Raw genomic sequence first — 16,806 nt, 5'->3', positions numbered from 1 at the left:
TCTCATATCAATAGACAGGGGGATTTACCATGTTCAAACGTTTCATGATTGGTATGATTACTTCACTTTTGTTACTCGTAACAGCTTGCTCTGGAACAGACCATACAGGTGCCAATGATAATGCAGGCAATGGTAATGATAATGGAACGACCGAGGGCGGACAGGTCGAACTTCGCATCATGTGGTGGGGTGACCAGAAACGGGCAGATATTACGAATGAAGCCCTGAAGATCTTTCAGGCGAAACATCCGGATATTAAAATTGTAGGTGAATTTGCACCCTCCTCCGGATATTTCGACAAACTGAATACCCAGCTGGCATCAGGCACAGCACCAGATATCTTTTTCCTTGGCGGAAATGTCGTGGACTATGCCAAAAAAGATGTCCTGCTCAATCTGGACCCGTATGTTGGCAACGAACTGAATCTGGACGGTATGGATGAAACCATGATCGAATACGGACGTCTCGACGGGAAGTTGCAACATATCTCTGCCGGTGCGAACGCACGAGGAATTGTTGTTAACAAGGCACTCTTTGAGAAAGCCGGCGTGCCTTTGCCAGCATCCGATTGGGACTGGACGGACTATGCCGCCATCAGCAAAGAGTTGTCCGACAAGCTCGGAGATGGCTTCTATGGGACGTACAATTTTACCGTCGACGGGATGGATATTTTTCTAAAACAAAGGGGTAAACAACTGTATGACATGAAAAACGGCACACTCGGATTCACCAAGGAAGACATTCTGGAATGGTTCCAGTATTGGGAGAAGACTTCGGCATCCGGCGGTGTAGTCACACCGGAATTGCAGGTGTCCAACCCGCATGATGACACCAGTAAATCCCTGTTAATCACAGGCAAAGCAGCCATGACTCTACTACCATCCAACCAACTTGCTGCATTCCAGAGCTTGACGGAAGATCCTCTGGTGCTACTCCCTGTACCACGAGGCCCTAAGGGAACGGGTGTTGTATTTGAATCCAGTCAGGGATTATCGGGTTATGCAAATACCAAACATCCGAAGGAAGTAGCTATATTAATGGACTTCTGGATTCATGATCCTGAAGCAACCAAAATCCTTGGTAATGACCGTGGCGTGCCCGTTACGGAAGCCAATCGAAATCTTCTTCAGGAAGGTGCAGGCCCTGTGGAGGAGATTGTCTATAACTATACAAATCTTGTCTCTGAAGCAACGAAGACTGAACCATTTGACGTGAGTTACAATCCACCTGGATTTGCAGAGTTCTCCAAGTTAGCTCAGACGACAAATCAAGAGATCGGATTTGGACGAAAAAGTGTGGAGCAAGCTGTCTCCGACTTCTATAACGGGACCGTTCGAATCTTTGAATCGAATCAATAACCAGAAACCAGACACTGTGAGGAGGAACATATGACAGAAGAGATATTAAATCGGCTGCGCAACATTTCGATGATGGATCAAGTTCAGCCAGTTAAACCGGAAGATCAGCAGTTATTACAAGAATGGCATGCGTCAGGTATCCGGTTTGCGGCATCGGGCGGACAACTGGAAGCTACGTATTATGCAGCCGTGGAGAAATTGCTTGCTTGTATCCTGCCCATGGGAGACAACGATCCTATTTTACAAGAAGGTGGCATCTATCTGGGTTGTTGGTTAGAGAGCACAGGTACCATCAATGCAGAGCTGCTGTCTCGCCTGCTTCCTTCCGTGTCCGAAACAACATACCTCGCATTTGCCGAGCAGCAAAGAGAAGATGGATTGTTCCCGTATAAACTCACGGCAAACGGGCCCTCTTTCCGGCAAATCCAGTTGGTCACTCCACTGGCACGCAGTGTATGGAACCACTATCAGCTTCATAGCAATCATGGCAAGCAGTCGCCTTTCCTGAACACGATGTATAAGGCTATGGTTCGTTACGATGAGTGGATTGCCCACAACCGTAATACCCGAGGAACTGGCTGTGTAGAGGCCTTCAGTACGTTTGACACCGGACATGACTTATCCCCGCGTTTCTGGCATGTTCCGGATACACCTTATATGAATGATGCTTCTGCCTATCATCCGGATTCTCCGATTCTGCCTTTTCTGGCACCGGATCTGACCGCCAATATCTATTGTCAGCGCATGTATCTGTCCCGTATGGCTGAAGAACTGGGAGTATCGGGAACGGATTGGAAAGCAAAAGCCGAGTCTAGCCTGGAAAGTCTTTTCCGTTATTGTTACGACGAACAGGATATGTTCTTCTATGATCGGGATCGCAATGACGAATTGGTCAGAGTCCAATCTGATGTGTTGCTCCGCGTAATGGCCTGCGAGGTGGGCGACCGTGAATTATTCGATAATATGCTGCGTCGGTACCTGTTGAATACAAGCAAGTTTTTCGCTAAATACCCGTTTACATCGATTTCAATGGATGATCCCAGATTCGATCCCTTTTCCTCCTATAACAGCTGGGGAGGGGCATCCAATTTCCTGAGTCTGATTCGGGCGCCACACGCATTCGAGTATCATCATCGTTATGTGGAGCTAACTTGGGTAATGCAGCCTATCTTGTCCGCTCTATCCAAAGATAAGCGATTTGGTCAGGTACTAAGCCCATGGACCGGAGAACAAGGTTATACCGAGACTTACTCGCCCTCCATCCTCTGTCTCCTTGATTATGTGGAGCGATTATGCGGAATTATGCCTGTTGGATCGAATCAGCTTTGGTTTACCGGACTGCTCCCCATCGACATGGATCATGGTGAGATCGTATCTGGCAACACGGCTTATAGCCGAAAAATCAACAGAGTAGGATATGAATTGGTCAACACGCCTGATCGCATGACGGTATATCTGGAAGGCAAGGTTCATCTGGATGGCCCGTCAGGGATTCGACTGGTGACGGATCATAGTGGACATCTGGAAGGCGTTATTGGAATGAGCATTCGCACCGTTGAGGGAGAGCTCTTCTATCAAGGAGAGCGCATTCCGATTCGGGTCAAAGGAAATGAAATGCAGCGTTATGCTGATGGAAATTTGAGCACCGAGCGCGATATTGGCATCATCTATCCTACGTATCGTTAATTGTTTGTATGCAAAAAGCGCAAGTTGCGGAGGTTTACTGCCCCTGCACTTGCGCTTTTGCATTTCTTTATTTCTTATTCATAAGGACACAAGATAGAAATTGACTACCACTGCGGAAATCATTCTCTCTCTGGTTACAGAGGAGATGAGTTTCACCTTACACCTTCCGGTTCCACGCCGGGTGGCGATAAAATTCAATCGTATCAATATAATTTACCGTGAACTGCTGTTCCACATCCGACAAGTTCAACAGTTTGCGGTCGATTTGCTTCATCCCCATGACCACATCATGCCTTAGCAGGTCCATCGCAATTTTGCCTACAAATCCGCCTTCCATCTCTTTATGCTTGGTACGAAACTCTTCATTGTAGATCAGTTCAGGTGTGAATGCCGCTTCGACGAAAGCATTAACGAGCGTAAGCTCATTGCCCTCGATCTGCACTGCTAGATAATAATTGCCACGCTCATCCTTAATGAGGTCTTTATACATCTCTACGATCATGTGAATCACTCCTCTATTATAAAAGAAACCCCGTTAGCCTTAACGAACATGGGCTATCAAACGTACACCTTCCGACCCCGTTCCTTCATATACTAGGTACAAATGGCGAACGGAGGAATACTTATGAGCTGGCAGCATCTCCATACTGGAAAAACACTTCAGCAGCGCCTGGCAGAACTCCAGGGGCACCTTGCAGAACTGAATACTCCACTCTCCGGGTTGGAACCGGGACGTATTCGTCGTGTCTATCCAAGGCAGTTTATCAAAGTAAACCGGCAGTTATTCATTCCACTCAGTCTGAATTCCATTCGGGTATTCGATATTCCTCGAACACGGCGAGGCGTCAGAGTGGGAATCCGCACGACTTTCCCTTCCAGGAATGCATTTAACAATATCAGACTTGTGGGCGTGGGACTGGATTATCTTGAACTCCAGGGAAAAGGCAGAGTCCCTTCCCGTATTTTATTTCCTCTCTCCAGCGTCGAGTCGATCTATCGGCCAACCGCCGGAAGAAAAAACCTGAAACGGGCTTGTAGGCGGAAGTAAAGCTGGTTCTTTTCGCAAGCCATACAATGGTTCCCAAATGTCTGCATACGGGTGCTCCCTTCCAATATATAATTATAACCCATGCAGCCACTTATCTGCTGAAGAATCATTTTATGTCAAAAAGCGGTGAGAACAGAACTGCTTCTGTATCTCACCGCTCAGCCAGTTACGGATCAAGCTGACCCTTCATATGTGTACATCAGATGCCTGTCCATACATCCTTGGCATAACGACCATCCTGCTGAAGCTGATTAAGCCAATCCTCTGCTTCCTTCGCGGACTTGCCATGAATATCAGCGTATGCCTGCTGGAGTGTAGCTTCCACATCAGGTGCCATCTTGCTGCCATCACCACAGATATACAGATGCGCACCCTCTTCAAACAAAGGAATCAGATGCTGGGCATCGTCTCTCATCAGATGCTGTACATAACATTTCTCCTCCCCGTCTACACGGGAGAAGGCCGTATGAAGCTTCACAAGCCCTTCTTGCTGGGCTGCTTCCAGTTCATTTTTGTACAGATAATCATGTTCGGGATTCCGGCATCCAAAGTACAGGTGGGCTTCGCCAACCTCTTGACCTTGTTCCTTCAATACATGCCTTGCTTGCAAGAAACCTCGGAATGGAGCAACACCTGTACCCGGGCCTACCATGATGACGGGAACCTGTGCATCCTCCGGCAGTTGGAACCCGGATTCCGGTGTCCGCGTGAACATCACGATCTTGTCACCCGACTTCAGGGTAGCCAGATAGTTGGACGCAATACCTTTGTATTCCCCCTGCCCACTCCATGCCGGGGCGCGCACAACACTGACCGTAATACTCGCTTGATCGGGCTGAACACGCGGTGAGCTGGAGATCGAATAATATCTGGCTTTTAATGAAGGCAATAATTCAAGGAAACGCTCAAACGGCAATTCACATGCCTCATATTTCACCAGATAATCCAGCATGGAGATCCGTTTGTTCCGCACTTCGTCCATATACACAGATTCATCAAGCAGCGCTTCAAGTTCTTTCTTATGCGGTGGACATACGGTGTATGCTGCCATTTCTCTCAACTGCGCACGCGTTGCCGCCTCCTGAAGCTCAACGCTATGACTGAGCAGATCATACAGGTTAACCGGTTGATGCAGCGGCAGATGCGCGGCACTGCGACCGGATGCATCCAGAACGAGATGCTCCGTTCCGGTGAATCCATAACGACGAAGTACACGTTCCACCAGCTCCGGTGGGTTCTGCGGCAGAATGCCCAGGTGATCCCCTTCCTTGTAGGTTATGCCTTCAGGCAATTTGATCTCCAGGTGACGTGTGCTTCGTTCACTGCCCGCGTCGTGAAGCTCCCTGTTCTCAAGTACTTCTGCCACATGGGCATCATACGTATCCGCAAGCGGTGTTACGGCGAGCCCACTGACAAACTGTACAGATAGGGAACTGCGTTCGCTATTGGAGCTTGTGTTCAGTTTCAGTCCCATCGTTCGTGCGAGATCTGGCCATAATTGCTCTGTCCAATCCCCCACCTGTTTCTCAAAATCTCCACTGGCATCTGACTCACCCAGCGGTGATAACCGCTCTGCTCCTCTGGAAGATAACTGTTCATCTATTAAACGCGGAATACGCTGATAGGTGCTGGCCCAGTTGTGGTCACCGCATCCAAGAACGGCGAAACGCACACCCTTGAATTCATTCGCATCTGCATGTTCGATCCACTCGACAAACATCTTGGCATTACTTGGCGGCTGACCATTATAGGATGCACTGACAATAATGACGGCACCCTCCTTTGGCAGTTTGCCAACACGATCATCCAGCGTAGCAACCTCACTCCGGAAACCCTGATATCTGGCGGTATCTGCAATTTCACGTGCAATGCCTTCAGCGGTACCCAGATTGGAACCGTACAGAACAAGCATCGGTGTGTGGTGGGCATTGGCTGCATCCGGCTCCGTTCTTTTGGCAACCGGCTTTGGTTCTTCAACCGCTACACCCGGAACGGCCATGACTGGCTGCCCACCACGCGCACGTACACGAATTGTGAAGTTATCCGGTTTGAGCGTCAGCGTTTCTTTCACTTTTAACTGATAATCAGAATGATCTATGAAGTCAAAATGCTTCAACACCATGCCCAGTACCAGCGTTGCTTCCTGAAGTGCAAACTGCTGCCCAATGCAGGCCCGTTGACCGTTACCAAAAGGTTTATAGGCATCATGCGGCACTTTGCTCGGATCTTCGAACCGTTCCGGGCGGAATTCCTCGACATCGTCTCCCCAGGCTTCGCGGTCACGATGCAGCTTGGGAATAAGTACACTGACGCTGTCTCCTTTTTGCAAAGGATATTGACCCGCAAGTACCGTGTCCTCTTTTGCATACAGGGAAAATGCCGGGGCCGTAGGCCATAACCGCAATGCTTCATTCAAAACCATACGAACGTACTTCAGATTGCGAACCTGGTTGTACGTTGGAACCGGATCTTTCAGAATCTGATCCACCTCAGCTTGGGCTTTAGCCAGCGTATCCGGATTCTTCATCAGATAATAAACAGCGAAGGATAACAGTCCACTTGTGGTCTCATGTCCAGCGATCAGGAATGTAATAATCTGATAACGGATGTTCTCATCATCCAGCGTTTCTCCTGTTTCCGGGTCCTTGCCGCTGAGCATGTGGGACAACAGATCATCTGCGCCTTCCTGCGGTTTCTCTTTACGCTCGGCAATAATGTGATCCACCAAAGAGAACATGGAACGGATATCCTGTTCAAACTGTTTCTTTTTGGTGATCATCAGCTTGTCTTGCAGACGCAGTCGCTGCAATGAACTCATGGATTCATCCAACGCACGAACCATACTCGTAATGAATGGATGTGGTTCTTCCCGATAGAAGCTGTTAAACCGATAGTTGAACCCACACAGGCCAATCGTGTCGAGCGTAAGACGTGTCATATCATCCGGAACGTTAACCGTCTCATCCGGGTTCAATCGTGACCATTTCTGAACCAGCTGCACAGCCAGATCAATCATTTTGTTGTGATATCCCTGCATCGCACGTTGACTGAAACTTGGCAGCAGTACGTTATGGGCTTTTTTCCAATTCGGTTCTTCGGTCCAACTCGTAAAGAGTCCATCTCCTGCAAAAGCACGAACCTTTGCAAGGGGTGCCCACACACGTTTGTCGAATTTGGATTCATCCGTTACCTCAGCAACCAGTTCGTGACCTGAAATATACAATTCACTTCGCCCAGGGTACTCCATACGAAAGATCGGTCCATATTCCTCAGCAAGTTTCACCAAAGATTGTACGGGCTCTTCAAAGTTCAATTGCGGCAAATTGCCCAGTGGGCCAAATGTTTTTGGTTGAGGCACTGAAATTGGTGGCATGACACTCACTCCTTCTTCCCAAGTTAAGAGTTCTACAACTAAAAAATAATGACTTGATTTACAGACGCGATTACACTTACTCTTCAGATCAACAGATTCAAGTTATTTTTTGCACATTTTCATATTTCATCCAGATAACGAGAAAACCAATAAAGAACTAACTGACTGAAATAGTATATTGGTCATTTTTGATTAAAAAAAATGGAGGACTTCGTTATCTTCTTTTACCCTAACATTTCCAGTTCTAATCTTCAACAGTCCCAAAGTCATAGGACCTCAGGACAGGGATTACGGTATACTTATAAATTCTTTAATAGATTCTGAATAGCAGACTCCATCTCTAATGGAGCAACTGTCGTTTCATAACGGTCATGGACGTTCCCACTGCGGTCAATCAGGAATTTGGTGAAATTCCATTTGATCCCGTCTCCTTGGTACAGTTCTGGATGTTTCTCCTTCACAAAGGTGTCCATCCACTGTCCTTCCTTCGTGTTCAGATCATAACCTTGAAATGGGGCTTCTTCAATCAGATAACGGAACAACGGATGCATCGATTGCCCAACGACCTCAACCTTCTCCAAAATCGGAAAGGATATCTGAAACTGACTTCTGCAATACTCAGCTACCTCAGCGCTACTACCAGGTTCTTTGTCGTTAAACTGGTTGCAGGGAAACGCCAGAATCTCTAGCCCCTGATCACCATATTTCTCATACATCTGCTGAAGTTCACTGAATTGCCGGGAGTAGCTACACCGACTTGCTGTATTCACAATAAGCAGCACCTTCCCTTTTAAAACAGAAAAATCACTCTCGTGTCTATCCATAAACGGAACTTGGTAAGAAAATATACTCATCTGTATTCATCCTCCTCTTTCTCTTTCGTACCTCATATAAATTCGCTCTTGAGATGGATTATACACCCCTATTATTAATAGGTGAAATATATAATTAATATAATTTTAATAGCTTTTAACTATAAATTGTGAACAAAAAACTGCCCTCAGCAGTCAAATACTGCATCTCGGACAGTTATCAAAATCATGATGTGCCATCACACTCAACACACCGTTAACCCATAATTAAACCATATACAATGCCTGGTCCGTGAACGCCAATGGTTAAATCATTTTCAATATCGGAAGATCGGCTTGGCCCTGAAATAAAGTGGATGCCTGCTGGAAGATTCTCTCTTCCCGCTTCGTCAAATCGATCCAGCGTCTCACCCAGTCTGGTGTACAGTCGATCCACTGGGATAATGATGATGAGCACCGTAGGCAAGAGACTGACTGAACGACCTTTTTCCGGTGAAGAAAGTACAGTAACCGAGCCTGTGTATGCTGTTGCATAATCCGCCATAACCACACCGATATCCGCCTCAGCTGCCCGAGCCTTCCAGTTCTCATCCGCCTGACTATTCCAGACTGAGATCTGTACATCCGGAAGCTGCTCTTCCAATCCGAGATCCTGTAACGCCTGTTCATTCTGACGAATGATATACCTGGCACTCAGTTCATGAGACTTGTTGGCAATAAATTGAGATACTTCTTCCATGTTCTGAACCCGGGCGATGTGTGCGCCTACACTCACAAAGTTATCCGTAAATGCTTGAATACGCTTCTCTTCATCCCATTCCAGCTCAGTCCAAAAGTCGGGGGCTCCCCGGAAAGGTTGGGTCGGCGCATGGCGTTGCCTTGGTCTTCTCAATTTCGAAGCAATGTCATTCATGAACTGCTCCTGTTTCTCCATCGACTTCTTCTCCAATTGTGCGAGCCATTGCTGATGTTCAGTGACCATGCTTACCCTCCCCTTCCTCTCGTTCACGAATAATCTGCTCCATACGGCTGCGAACGGAAGAATCCATGGCCGATTGCTTCTGGTTCAGTTCCTGATCCAGCTTGTTCCATTGTTGCCGGAAGGATTTCTTGGCGAGGCTTGGCGCAACCCGATAATTGTTCCAGCCTTTAAGTGGGCCCAGCTTGAGAGAAATGCCGTTGTTGCGTACAACTGCCTTCTGCCCGATCTGTCCCAGACGTATGGCCGCACTGAAACGTTTGGAATTGGATACAACAGCGGCAAATCCCTTCATGCCCATGCTCTCCATTTTGTTTCCATGGCCGTCTTCCACTTTACGCCTACGTAGATAAACGAGCATATCATGCAATGGAATTTTAACTGGACATGCTTCATAACAGGCTCCGCACAGACTCGAAGCACCCGCAATATCGTTCCATTCATCAATGTTGCCATTGAGTGCAGGTGTCAGTACCGCGCCAATCGGACCACTGTATGTTCCACCGTAGGCATGACCTCCAATATGGCGATATACCGGGCAAGCATTCAGACAAGCACCACAGCGAATACAATTCAGCAACTCCTGGAATTCAGGATCACCGAGCTGTAAGGATCTACCGTTGTCCACGATAATAATGTGCATTTCATCCGGTCCATCCGCATCCGCTGTTCGGCGAGGACCTGTGATGCCTGACATGTACATCGTTAATTTCTGACCTGTTGCGGAGCGTGGCAACAAGGTTGCCATGACCTCCAGATCCGTCCACGACGGGATGATCCGCTCCATGCCCATCAGTGTAATCTGCGTTTTCGGAACAGTAGATACCATACGGGCATTACCTTCATTTTCGAACAAAACCATGGAACCTGTCTCTGCAATCGCAAAATTGCAGCCTGTCATGCCGATATCTGCTTCGAGGAACTTCTCGCGCAACTTTTTGCGAACAAATCCGGCAAGTACCGTTGTGTCCGGCTCCAGAATTTCACCCGCTTCCTTCGATAACAACTCTGCGATCTGATAGCGGTTCTTATGGATCGCTGGAATGACAATATGAGAAGGGGCTTCGCCTGCCAGCTGAATGATGTATTCACCCAGATCGGTCTCGATGGCTTCAATGCCCGCCGACTCCAGCACATGATTCAGATGTACTTCCTCCGACACCATCGATTTGGACTTCACCACCGTAGAAGCCTGCTTGTGCGCCGCAATATCCAGCGCAATCGCCGCTGCTTCCACCGATGTATCTGCAAAATGAATATGAACCCCGTTCGCACGGGCGTTGTTCACAAATTCATTCAGATAATAATCCAGATACGCAATCGTATGCAGGCGAATCTGACGGCCACGCTCCCGCCATTCATCCCAATTCCCATGTTCTTCTGAGGCAGATTTCTTCCCGTTACGCAAACGTTCTGTCGTGAATTTGACCGCTTTTCGCAGAAAATCATCATTCAAGGCCAGTCCGGCACGTTCTTTGACCGTAGTATCCATAACTCCCGGTTGGCTCATCCTGTTCGCACCCCCTCATACAGTAGTTCCGCCAGATGCATCACACGCACCGGTTCATTCCGATAACGCAGATTACCTGCGATATTCATCAGACAGGCCATGTCCAGCCCAACCAGCACTTCAGCTTGTGTCTCTTTGACATGATCAACTTTCTCCGTCACCATCGCTCCTGAAATATCGGACATTTTAATGGCAAACGTCCCCCCAAATCCGCAGCAATCCTCCGCGAATGGAAGTGGAACCAATTCCAGTCCTTTTACCTGAGAGAGCAGCGCCATCGGCTCATCCTTCACACCCAGCAGACGGCTGCCGTGGCAGGATGGATGATAGGTTACTTTGTACGGAAAATGTGCGCCCAGATCGGTTATCCCGAGTACCTGAACGAGGAATTGAGTAAACTCATAGGCTTTGGCTTCCAATCGTTTTGCCTTCTCCAACCATACTGGTTCATCCGCGAACAGCTCGGGATAATGATGAATCATATACGTACACGATCCCGAAGGACATACCACAAAATCACTGTCGTCAAACGCTTCAAGAATCGTTTTGGCCGCTACCCGAGTCTCATCCCAGTACCCGCTATTGTAGGAAGGCTGACCGCAGCAGGTCTGCACCGGCGGGAAATCCAGCCGAACGCCATGAGCGGCGAGCAATCTGACCATGGCTTCCCCCACTCGGGGATAGATGGCATCGCTGAGGCAGGTAATGAATAAGGAGACCTTCATAATTACACGCTCCTATTAACTGATTAGTAGATAAATTGACTAAGAATATTTACACTGGACACTCCGATGACAGAATAACCTTCCGATCGCTGGTATCCCCAGATTTTATGATTTAGTTCAATTTATATAGATAAAATCTAAAAGATTAAACCGTGATGATACCAATGTCGTATCCGCTCAAACGATCTGTCTGTTCAGCCTCCAATGGCTGATCGGTAACGATCGTATGGACTGCATTTAACCCGGATACTCGGGCAAAAGCACGGACACCAAATTTACTGGCATCTGCAAGTAAGATGACCTGATCGGATATGCCAACCATCTTCTGCTTCAGCCTTGCCTGGAGTTCATTGGATTCACTGATTCCGCCGCCTTCGAGATGTACACCTTTGCACGACATGAACATTTTATCCACGTGATACGTCTCCAGAGAACGCTCCGCGAGCGGCCCAACAAAAGACAACGAGCGAGATGCCAGCTGACCCCCTGTTGAGATGACCTCAACCTTGTCACGGCTGCTGAGTTCAGTGGCAATTTGGATCGAGTTGGTTAAGACCGTCAGCGGGAAATCCGGCATATTCGCTGCCATATAACCTGCCGTTGTGCTCGCATCCAACAGAATGCGATCACCCGGATTAATCATCGCCAGAGCCGCTTGTGCAATCCGTTTTTTCTCTTCCGCATGGGTTGTCTCCCTGATCCGGTAAGGGATCTCCGGTTGATCTTCCTTCACACTTACTGCACCACCGTGAGACCGGCGCAGTCGTCCTGCCTGTTCCAGCCGATCCAGATCCCGCCGGATCGTTTCCTCCGTCACCCGGCAGCGCTCACTAAGCTCGGATACACGCATACTGCCCTTTACATTCACCATCTCCACAATCCGGTCATACCGCTCGGCTGCCAGCATGTTACACCTCACTCCCCGCTTGTGAATTAGATGAAGCCGTCACACGCAGAAATCTGCCATAAGCATCTTCCCAGATTGATCCGTCCTGCGGCTCATACACAGTTACCGGAAATGAATCACGAATGGCCTTACGAGCTTCCCAGATATCTTTAAAAGCTCCGCTCGCCATCCATTGCACAGCCATATTCCCGATGGCACTTCCCTCTGCTGGACCTGCCCATACCGGCTTACCAATGGAATTTGCAGTCCACTGACATAACAGGCGGTTCTGGATGCCTCCACCGACCATATGCAATCCGTTGAACGCCTGACCCGACAATTGCTCCGTCCATTCCAGAACTCTTCTATACTTCAATGCAAGACTCTCCAGAATTGCCCGGGCAATAGCCCCCTGATCCTCTGGTACCACTTGCCCTGTATCACGACAATACTGACGTATACGCGTCGTCATATCTCCTGAAGGCATGAACAGTTCATCATCCGGATCAAACAAACTGGCAAATAGGGGTGCCTGTTCCGCCCTTGCCAACAACGCATCATAGCTAATTCCCTGCCCCTGGCGCTCCCACTCCCGCATGCTTTCCTGCAAAATCCATAGTCCCATAATGTTCTTCAGCAGACGGAATGTTCCGCCCGCCCCGCCTTCATTCGTGAAGTTCAAGGCCAGACTCTCTTTACTAATTGCAGGATGATCTATCTCCGTACCCATCAGGGACCAGGTTCCACAGCTCAGATAAGCAAATGAACGTTCCGTTGCAGGAACAGCCACAACGGCTGAACCCGTATCATGCTCTGCAACAGCGATCACGGGAATCGGGGACAATCCCAGATCGTTACAGATACTGCTTCGCAATTGTCCAACACGGGTACCTGGCAGCACGGCTTTACCAAACAGTTTCTCCGAAATACGAATATGCGCCAGCAACTCACTGTCCCACTGCCCCGCTGATGGATTGTATAATTGTGTTGTGGTTGCATTGGTGAACTCATTCACCGCTTCCCCAGTCAGGAAATAACGTAGCAAATCCGGAATCATGAGAAAACGCTCTGCTTCATGAAGCAACGGGGAACCGCTGCGTTGAAGCGTTGCCAATTGATACAGGGTATTAAAGCTAAGAAACTGTATCCCTGTACGTTCGAAGATTCGCTGAGAGCTCAGCTCTTGGCGTACCTGATCCATCATGCCGTTAAACTGTGTATCACGGTAATGATACGGGTTACCAAGCAACTCACCATTACTGCCAAGCAAACCAAAATCAACGCCCCAGGAATCGATCCCCAGGCTCTCCGGCTTTTCTCCCTGCTGTTTCACAAGGGTAAGCCCTTGCAACAATTCATGATGTAATCGCAGAATATCCCAGTGCATCCGCTCGCCAACCTTCACCGGTTCATTCTTGAACCGATGAATTTCGCTCGTTTCGATCCCACGATCATTCAGATGTCCCAGTAGCGCTCTCCCGCTCCCAGCGCCCAAATCATAAGCCAGCACACTCACCGCGCTTCACCAACCTTTCGAACCCATCCTATTTTCCAAACGGCATCTCTTGAATTCAGTCCGTAACCCTGTACTTTATTCTGTATTTATTGTTTGTTTGTTTTTGTTTAATACTGTTTTACTTTATTTTACGAGTATATCACCATTGTAAGCGTTTGAATACCCTTCGCTTTTTCTTTCTTTTGGGTATACCAAAAACGACTCTCTCCCACCTGGGAGGAGCCGCAGTTCTTCTTTCATGTATAAAATTGACCTTTGCTTACCCCCGACTGGGGTTGTACATCTCTCTCAAAATGCTTGAAGCGTGTCCCCTGATACGTCAGCATCCCTCGATCATTTTCCACCATCATACCATAATGGTTTCCGCCAACAATCAGTTCAGTGCGCTCCCCATTGTCGAATTCAAATGTAACATAATACCGGATAGTCGCACTGCTATCGCCGCTTCCACCTGAGACTTCCGTTCGTTTGGCTACCACTGTTGAGTGCAGGGTTAACAAGGCTGCCGCGTTATTTGACATCCCTGAGCGTATGCCTGAAATAATAACAAAAACAATGACTCCCGCAATGATGAGAAATATGGCGCCAATGAAAATCGAAGCAAATGCATTCATTGTAGCAAACTCATTAAATCCCGAAAAAAAACCACCCTGATTGCCTTCAAAACCTGGTACTCCATTCATGTCGTCAAACACACCAAAGCCGTCTACGCTTAATCGGCCCATCGATGAGGACACGCTTGTTAACGCCATTCATCATCGTTCCTTTCCCCTTGCAAAAATAAGATGCACCGCCCCCCACGCAAGGAAGGCGGTGCATGCAGACAACTCGTTCTGCCTTGTCCATATACTATATGAACCAGATCAGGAATACAGACGTTCAAGTTCGTCGACCAGACTGCCGACATAAGCAACCGCAGAGCGAATCGGCTCAGGTCCGGACATATCCACACCCGCAAGCTTCATTAACTCCTGTGGTGTGAGACTTCCACCAGCTTTGAGTGCATCAAGCCAGCGATCTACCGCAGGCTGTCCTTCTTCACGAATCTGCTGTGCAGCCGCTGTGGAAGCCGTCAAACCTGCCGCATAGGTATACGGATATAGTCCCATATAATAATGAGGCTGTCTCATCCACGTGAGCTTGGCCCCTTCATCAATTACCAGATCAGGTCCCCAGAATTCGGAAAGGATGTCTCCCTTGAGTTGACTTAACGTCTTCGCCGTAATGGGCTCATCATTGGTTGCGCGTGCGTACACCCTGCGCTGTAATTCACCTTCCAGCAGATGTGTAACGAAGTTATGGTAATACGTGTTCAACAATTGCAAAATGACCCAGCGACGCATTCTCGGATTATCGGAACGCTTCAATAGATGATCGGCCAGAAGCATTTCATTCATGGTCGACGGCGCCTCAATGAAATAAAGAGATGGCCGTGTATTCGTGAGCCGTTGGTAACGTCCCGCAAGCATGAAGTGGCCTGCGTGCCCCACTTCATGGGCAAGTGTAAATGCTCCGCGCATATTGTTCGCCCATGAAATTAAGATATAAGAGTGTGAACCATATATAGAGGAGCAAAATGCCCCTGTGGATTTGCCTGCGTTATCTGCGTAATCCACCCAGCGATCACTGAATGCGCGCTCTACGATCTCGCCGTATTCCGGCCCAAGCACATCAAGTGCTTCTCGAATGAGTATGCACGCCTCATCATATGTAATGGCAGGGCTAAATTCAGGATCAAGCGGCGCCTTCAGATCACAAAACATCAGTTTGTCCAGACCAAGCTCACGTTTCTTAAGAGCCGCCAGTCTGCGCATATGAGGTGCGAGTTCCTGCTGGATAATATCCAGAATATTATTGTACATCTCTTTGCTCACTTGCTGTGGGCTGAGAAGCATATCTGTAACATCGTCGTAACCACGCAGCCTGGATAAAACAACCTGTTTCTTCACTTCGGTTGCATAACCTTCTGCAAACGTATTTTTGTACTCATTTAATGTCGAGCTGAATGCAGCATAAGCAGAACGGCGCAGCTTTGTATCAGACGACATCTCATAATTATTTTCATAGAATGACCAGGACAGTGGACGATTATTGTCCTCTCCGTCAAGAGCATCGTCAAACGTCATGTCTGCCAGTTTACCGCGCAGATAGATACGGTATGGCGAATCCAGTACCTCTCCTAATGAAGCAAGTACCTTCTCGGTCTCGGGCGTGAGCCGATGTGCTTTTTCTCGAATCAAACGCTCCAAACTGCGCGCATACGGCTCCAATCCCGGAAGTTCTTCAAGGTAACGTTCAACGGTTCCCTCCGGCAGATCAACGATCTCCGAATTGACAAAAGACAAGGACGAAGACAGATTTGATAGGATATCTCCTGCCTTGGCTGAATTCTCAATATTGACCGGATTGGTGCTGTCCTCTGACTGCTTCAGTCGAGCATAAGACGCCGTCTTGCTGATTCGCTCCTGCAAAGCTTCACGAGCATCCAGACAAGCCAGCAATTGTTCAGCGCCTTCGCCCAGACGTCCTTTGAACGTTTCGATCTGGGCAGCAGCCAGTGGAAGTGATCGAAGCTCCTGCTCCCACTCTACATCGGTTACAAACAAGTCTCTCAGATCCCAAGTAGTTTCAGGGTTTACCTCAGCACGTGTACGTATTTTTTCCATCTTTAGTTGTCATCCTCCTTGCATTTTCCAATATCTCTCATCGTATCATATTCTGCTCATCTGTACATGACAATGATTACTCCTTATTACTCCGCTGGCAGAATAGCCTTTCGATCGCTGTTATCCCCAGATTTTTTGATTCCCCTTTTTCAAAGGTGAAAATCCGGTGATAAAGGCGAACACTTCGCTTCTTAAGTCTATTTCTGCCCGCTGCGTTTGGAGTAAACTATTGATCCACTGTCCAAAA

13 protein-coding genes are annotated in these 16,806 nt (G+C 48.2%); 3 read left to right on the top strand and 10 right to left on the bottom strand.

Annotated elements, in window-relative coordinates; translation table 11 throughout:
• Positions 1 to 29 precede the first annotated feature (29 nt).
• Both MHH92_RS12385 and MHH92_RS12380 read left to right on the top strand, forming a co-directional pair.
• Complete coding sequence (locus tag MHH92_RS12385; protein ID WP_047842641.1) at positions 30 to 1,358, top strand: ABC transporter substrate-binding protein; 1,329 nt, start codon at positions 30 to 32, stop codon at positions 1,356 to 1,358.
• Between the two features lie 30 nt (positions 1,359 to 1,388).
• Positions 1,389 to 3,044 (top strand): MGH1-like glycoside hydrolase domain-containing protein, encoded by a 1,656-nt coding sequence (locus MHH92_RS12380; protein ID WP_340903958.1) that lies wholly within the window; start codon positions 1,389 to 1,391, stop codon positions 3,042 to 3,044.
• Positions 3,045 to 3,201: 157 nt separating this feature from the next.
• Here the strand turns inward: MHH92_RS12380 and MHH92_RS12375 are convergent, their stop codons facing one another.
• A complete protein-coding gene (locus MHH92_RS12375; protein WP_047842639.1) occupies positions 3,202 to 3,546 on the bottom strand; it encodes a hypothetical protein in 345 nt (114 codons plus the stop codon).
• A gap of 123 nt (positions 3,547 to 3,669) precedes the next feature.
• Between MHH92_RS12375 and MHH92_RS12370 the strand changes: the two genes are divergently transcribed.
• Positions 3,670 to 4,092 carry a hypothetical protein gene (locus MHH92_RS12370; protein ID WP_340903956.1) on the top strand — a complete coding sequence of 141 codons (423 nt, stop codon included), beginning with the start codon at positions 3,670 to 3,672 and terminating at the stop codon, positions 4,090 to 4,092.
• 199 nt (positions 4,093 to 4,291) lie between these two features.
• Here the strand turns inward: MHH92_RS12370 and MHH92_RS12365 are convergent, their stop codons facing one another.
• The 9 genes from MHH92_RS12365 to pepF all read right to left on the bottom strand — a co-directional run bounded on the left by MHH92_RS12365 (position 4,292) and on the right by pepF (position 16,559).
• On the bottom strand, positions 4,292 to 7,465 hold the full coding sequence (locus MHH92_RS12365) for a bifunctional cytochrome P450/NADPH--P450 reductase (RefSeq protein ID WP_340903954.1): 3,174 nt from the start codon (positions 7,463 to 7,465) through the stop codon (positions 4,292 to 4,294).
• 299 nt (positions 7,466 to 7,764) lie between these two features.
• The gene (locus MHH92_RS12360) at positions 7,765 to 8,319 is read right to left on the bottom strand and encodes a glutathione peroxidase (RefSeq protein ID WP_340903951.1); all 555 of its coding nucleotides are present in this window, start codon (positions 8,317 to 8,319) and stop codon (positions 7,765 to 7,767) included.
• Positions 8,320 to 8,533: 214 nt separating this feature from the next.
• Positions 8,534 to 9,259, bottom strand: coding sequence for a LutC/YkgG family protein (locus MHH92_RS12355; RefSeq protein WP_017688925.1), 726 nt, complete (start codon positions 9,257 to 9,259; stop codon positions 8,534 to 8,536).
• Positions 9,249 to 10,766, bottom strand: a complete 1,518-nt coding sequence (locus MHH92_RS12350) for a LutB/LldF family L-lactate oxidation iron-sulfur protein (RefSeq protein ID WP_340903949.1) — start codon at positions 10,764 to 10,766, stop codon at positions 9,249 to 9,251. Before MHH92_RS12350 ends, MHH92_RS12355 begins: the two co-directional genes overlap by 11 nt.
• A complete protein-coding gene (locus MHH92_RS12345) occupies positions 10,763 to 11,491 on the bottom strand; it encodes a (Fe-S)-binding protein (protein WP_340903948.1) in 729 nt (242 codons plus the stop codon). The genes MHH92_RS12350 and MHH92_RS12345 overlap by 4 nt, the downstream gene beginning before the upstream one ends.
• A gap of 145 nt (positions 11,492 to 11,636) precedes the next feature.
• Positions 11,637 to 12,398, bottom strand: coding sequence for a DeoR/GlpR family DNA-binding transcription regulator (locus MHH92_RS12340; protein WP_091016970.1), 762 nt, complete (start codon positions 12,396 to 12,398; stop codon positions 11,637 to 11,639).
• A 1-nt stretch (position 12,399) separates the two neighbouring features.
• Complete coding sequence (locus tag MHH92_RS12335) at positions 12,400 to 13,893, bottom strand: rhamnulokinase (protein ID WP_340903945.1); 1,494 nt, start codon at positions 13,891 to 13,893, stop codon at positions 12,400 to 12,402.
• A 236-nt stretch (positions 13,894 to 14,129) separates the two neighbouring features.
• Positions 14,130 to 14,645, bottom strand: coding sequence for a DUF2500 domain-containing protein (locus MHH92_RS12330; protein WP_340903942.1), 516 nt, complete (start codon positions 14,643 to 14,645; stop codon positions 14,130 to 14,132).
• A 111-nt stretch (positions 14,646 to 14,756) separates the two neighbouring features.
• On the bottom strand, positions 14,757 to 16,559 hold the full coding sequence (pepF, locus tag MHH92_RS12325; RefSeq protein ID WP_340903940.1) for an oligoendopeptidase F: 1,803 nt from the start codon (positions 16,557 to 16,559) through the stop codon (positions 14,757 to 14,759).
• Between the last annotated feature and the right edge of the window lie 247 nt (positions 16,560 to 16,806).

Source organism: Paenibacillus sp. FSL M7-1414, assembly GCF_038003195.1.
In the GTDB taxonomy this organism is placed as follows: domain Bacteria; phylum Bacillota; class Bacilli; order Paenibacillales; family Paenibacillaceae; genus Paenibacillus; species Paenibacillus amylolyticus.
The sequence above is the reverse complement of the archived record's forward strand: the minus strand, read 5'-3'. Positions and strand labels throughout refer to the sequence as shown.

Excerpts from the sequence above, each read along its gene's own strand:
- MHH92_RS12345 (WP_340903948.1), bottom strand. The coding sequence starts at position 11,491 with ATGAAGGTCTCCTTATTCATTACCTGCCTCAGCGATGCCATCTATCCC.
- MHH92_RS12365 (WP_340903954.1), bottom strand. The coding sequence starts at position 7,465 with ATGCCACCAATTTCAGTGCCTCAACCAAAAACATTTGGCCCACTGGGC.
- MHH92_RS12355 (WP_017688925.1), bottom strand. The coding sequence starts at position 9,259 with ATGGTCACTGAACATCAGCAATGGCTCGCACAATTGGAGAAGAAGTCG.
- MHH92_RS12350 (WP_340903949.1), bottom strand. The coding sequence starts at position 10,766 with ATGAGCCAACCGGGAGTTATGGATACTACGGTCAAAGAACGTGCCGGA.
- pepF (WP_340903940.1), bottom strand. The coding sequence starts at position 16,559 with ATGGAAAAAATACGTACACGTGCTGAGGTAAACCCTGAAACTACTTGG.
- MHH92_RS12385 (WP_047842641.1), top strand. The coding sequence starts at position 30 with ATGTTCAAACGTTTCATGATTGGTATGATTACTTCACTTTTGTTACTC.
- MHH92_RS12340 (WP_091016970.1), bottom strand. The coding sequence starts at position 12,398 with ATGCTGGCAGCCGAGCGGTATGACCGGATTGTGGAGATGGTGAATGTA.
- MHH92_RS12370 (WP_340903956.1), top strand. The coding sequence starts at position 3,670 with ATGAGCTGGCAGCATCTCCATACTGGAAAAACACTTCAGCAGCGCCTG.
- MHH92_RS12380 (WP_340903958.1), top strand. The coding sequence starts at position 1,389 with ATGACAGAAGAGATATTAAATCGGCTGCGCAACATTTCGATGATGGAT.
- MHH92_RS12330 (WP_340903942.1), bottom strand. The coding sequence starts at position 14,645 with ATGGCGTTAACAAGCGTGTCCTCATCGATGGGCCGATTAAGCGTAGAC.
- MHH92_RS12375 (WP_047842639.1), bottom strand. The coding sequence starts at position 3,546 with ATGATCGTAGAGATGTATAAAGACCTCATTAAGGATGAGCGTGGCAAT.
- MHH92_RS12360 (WP_340903951.1), bottom strand. The coding sequence starts at position 8,319 with ATGAGTATATTTTCTTACCAAGTTCCGTTTATGGATAGACACGAGAGT.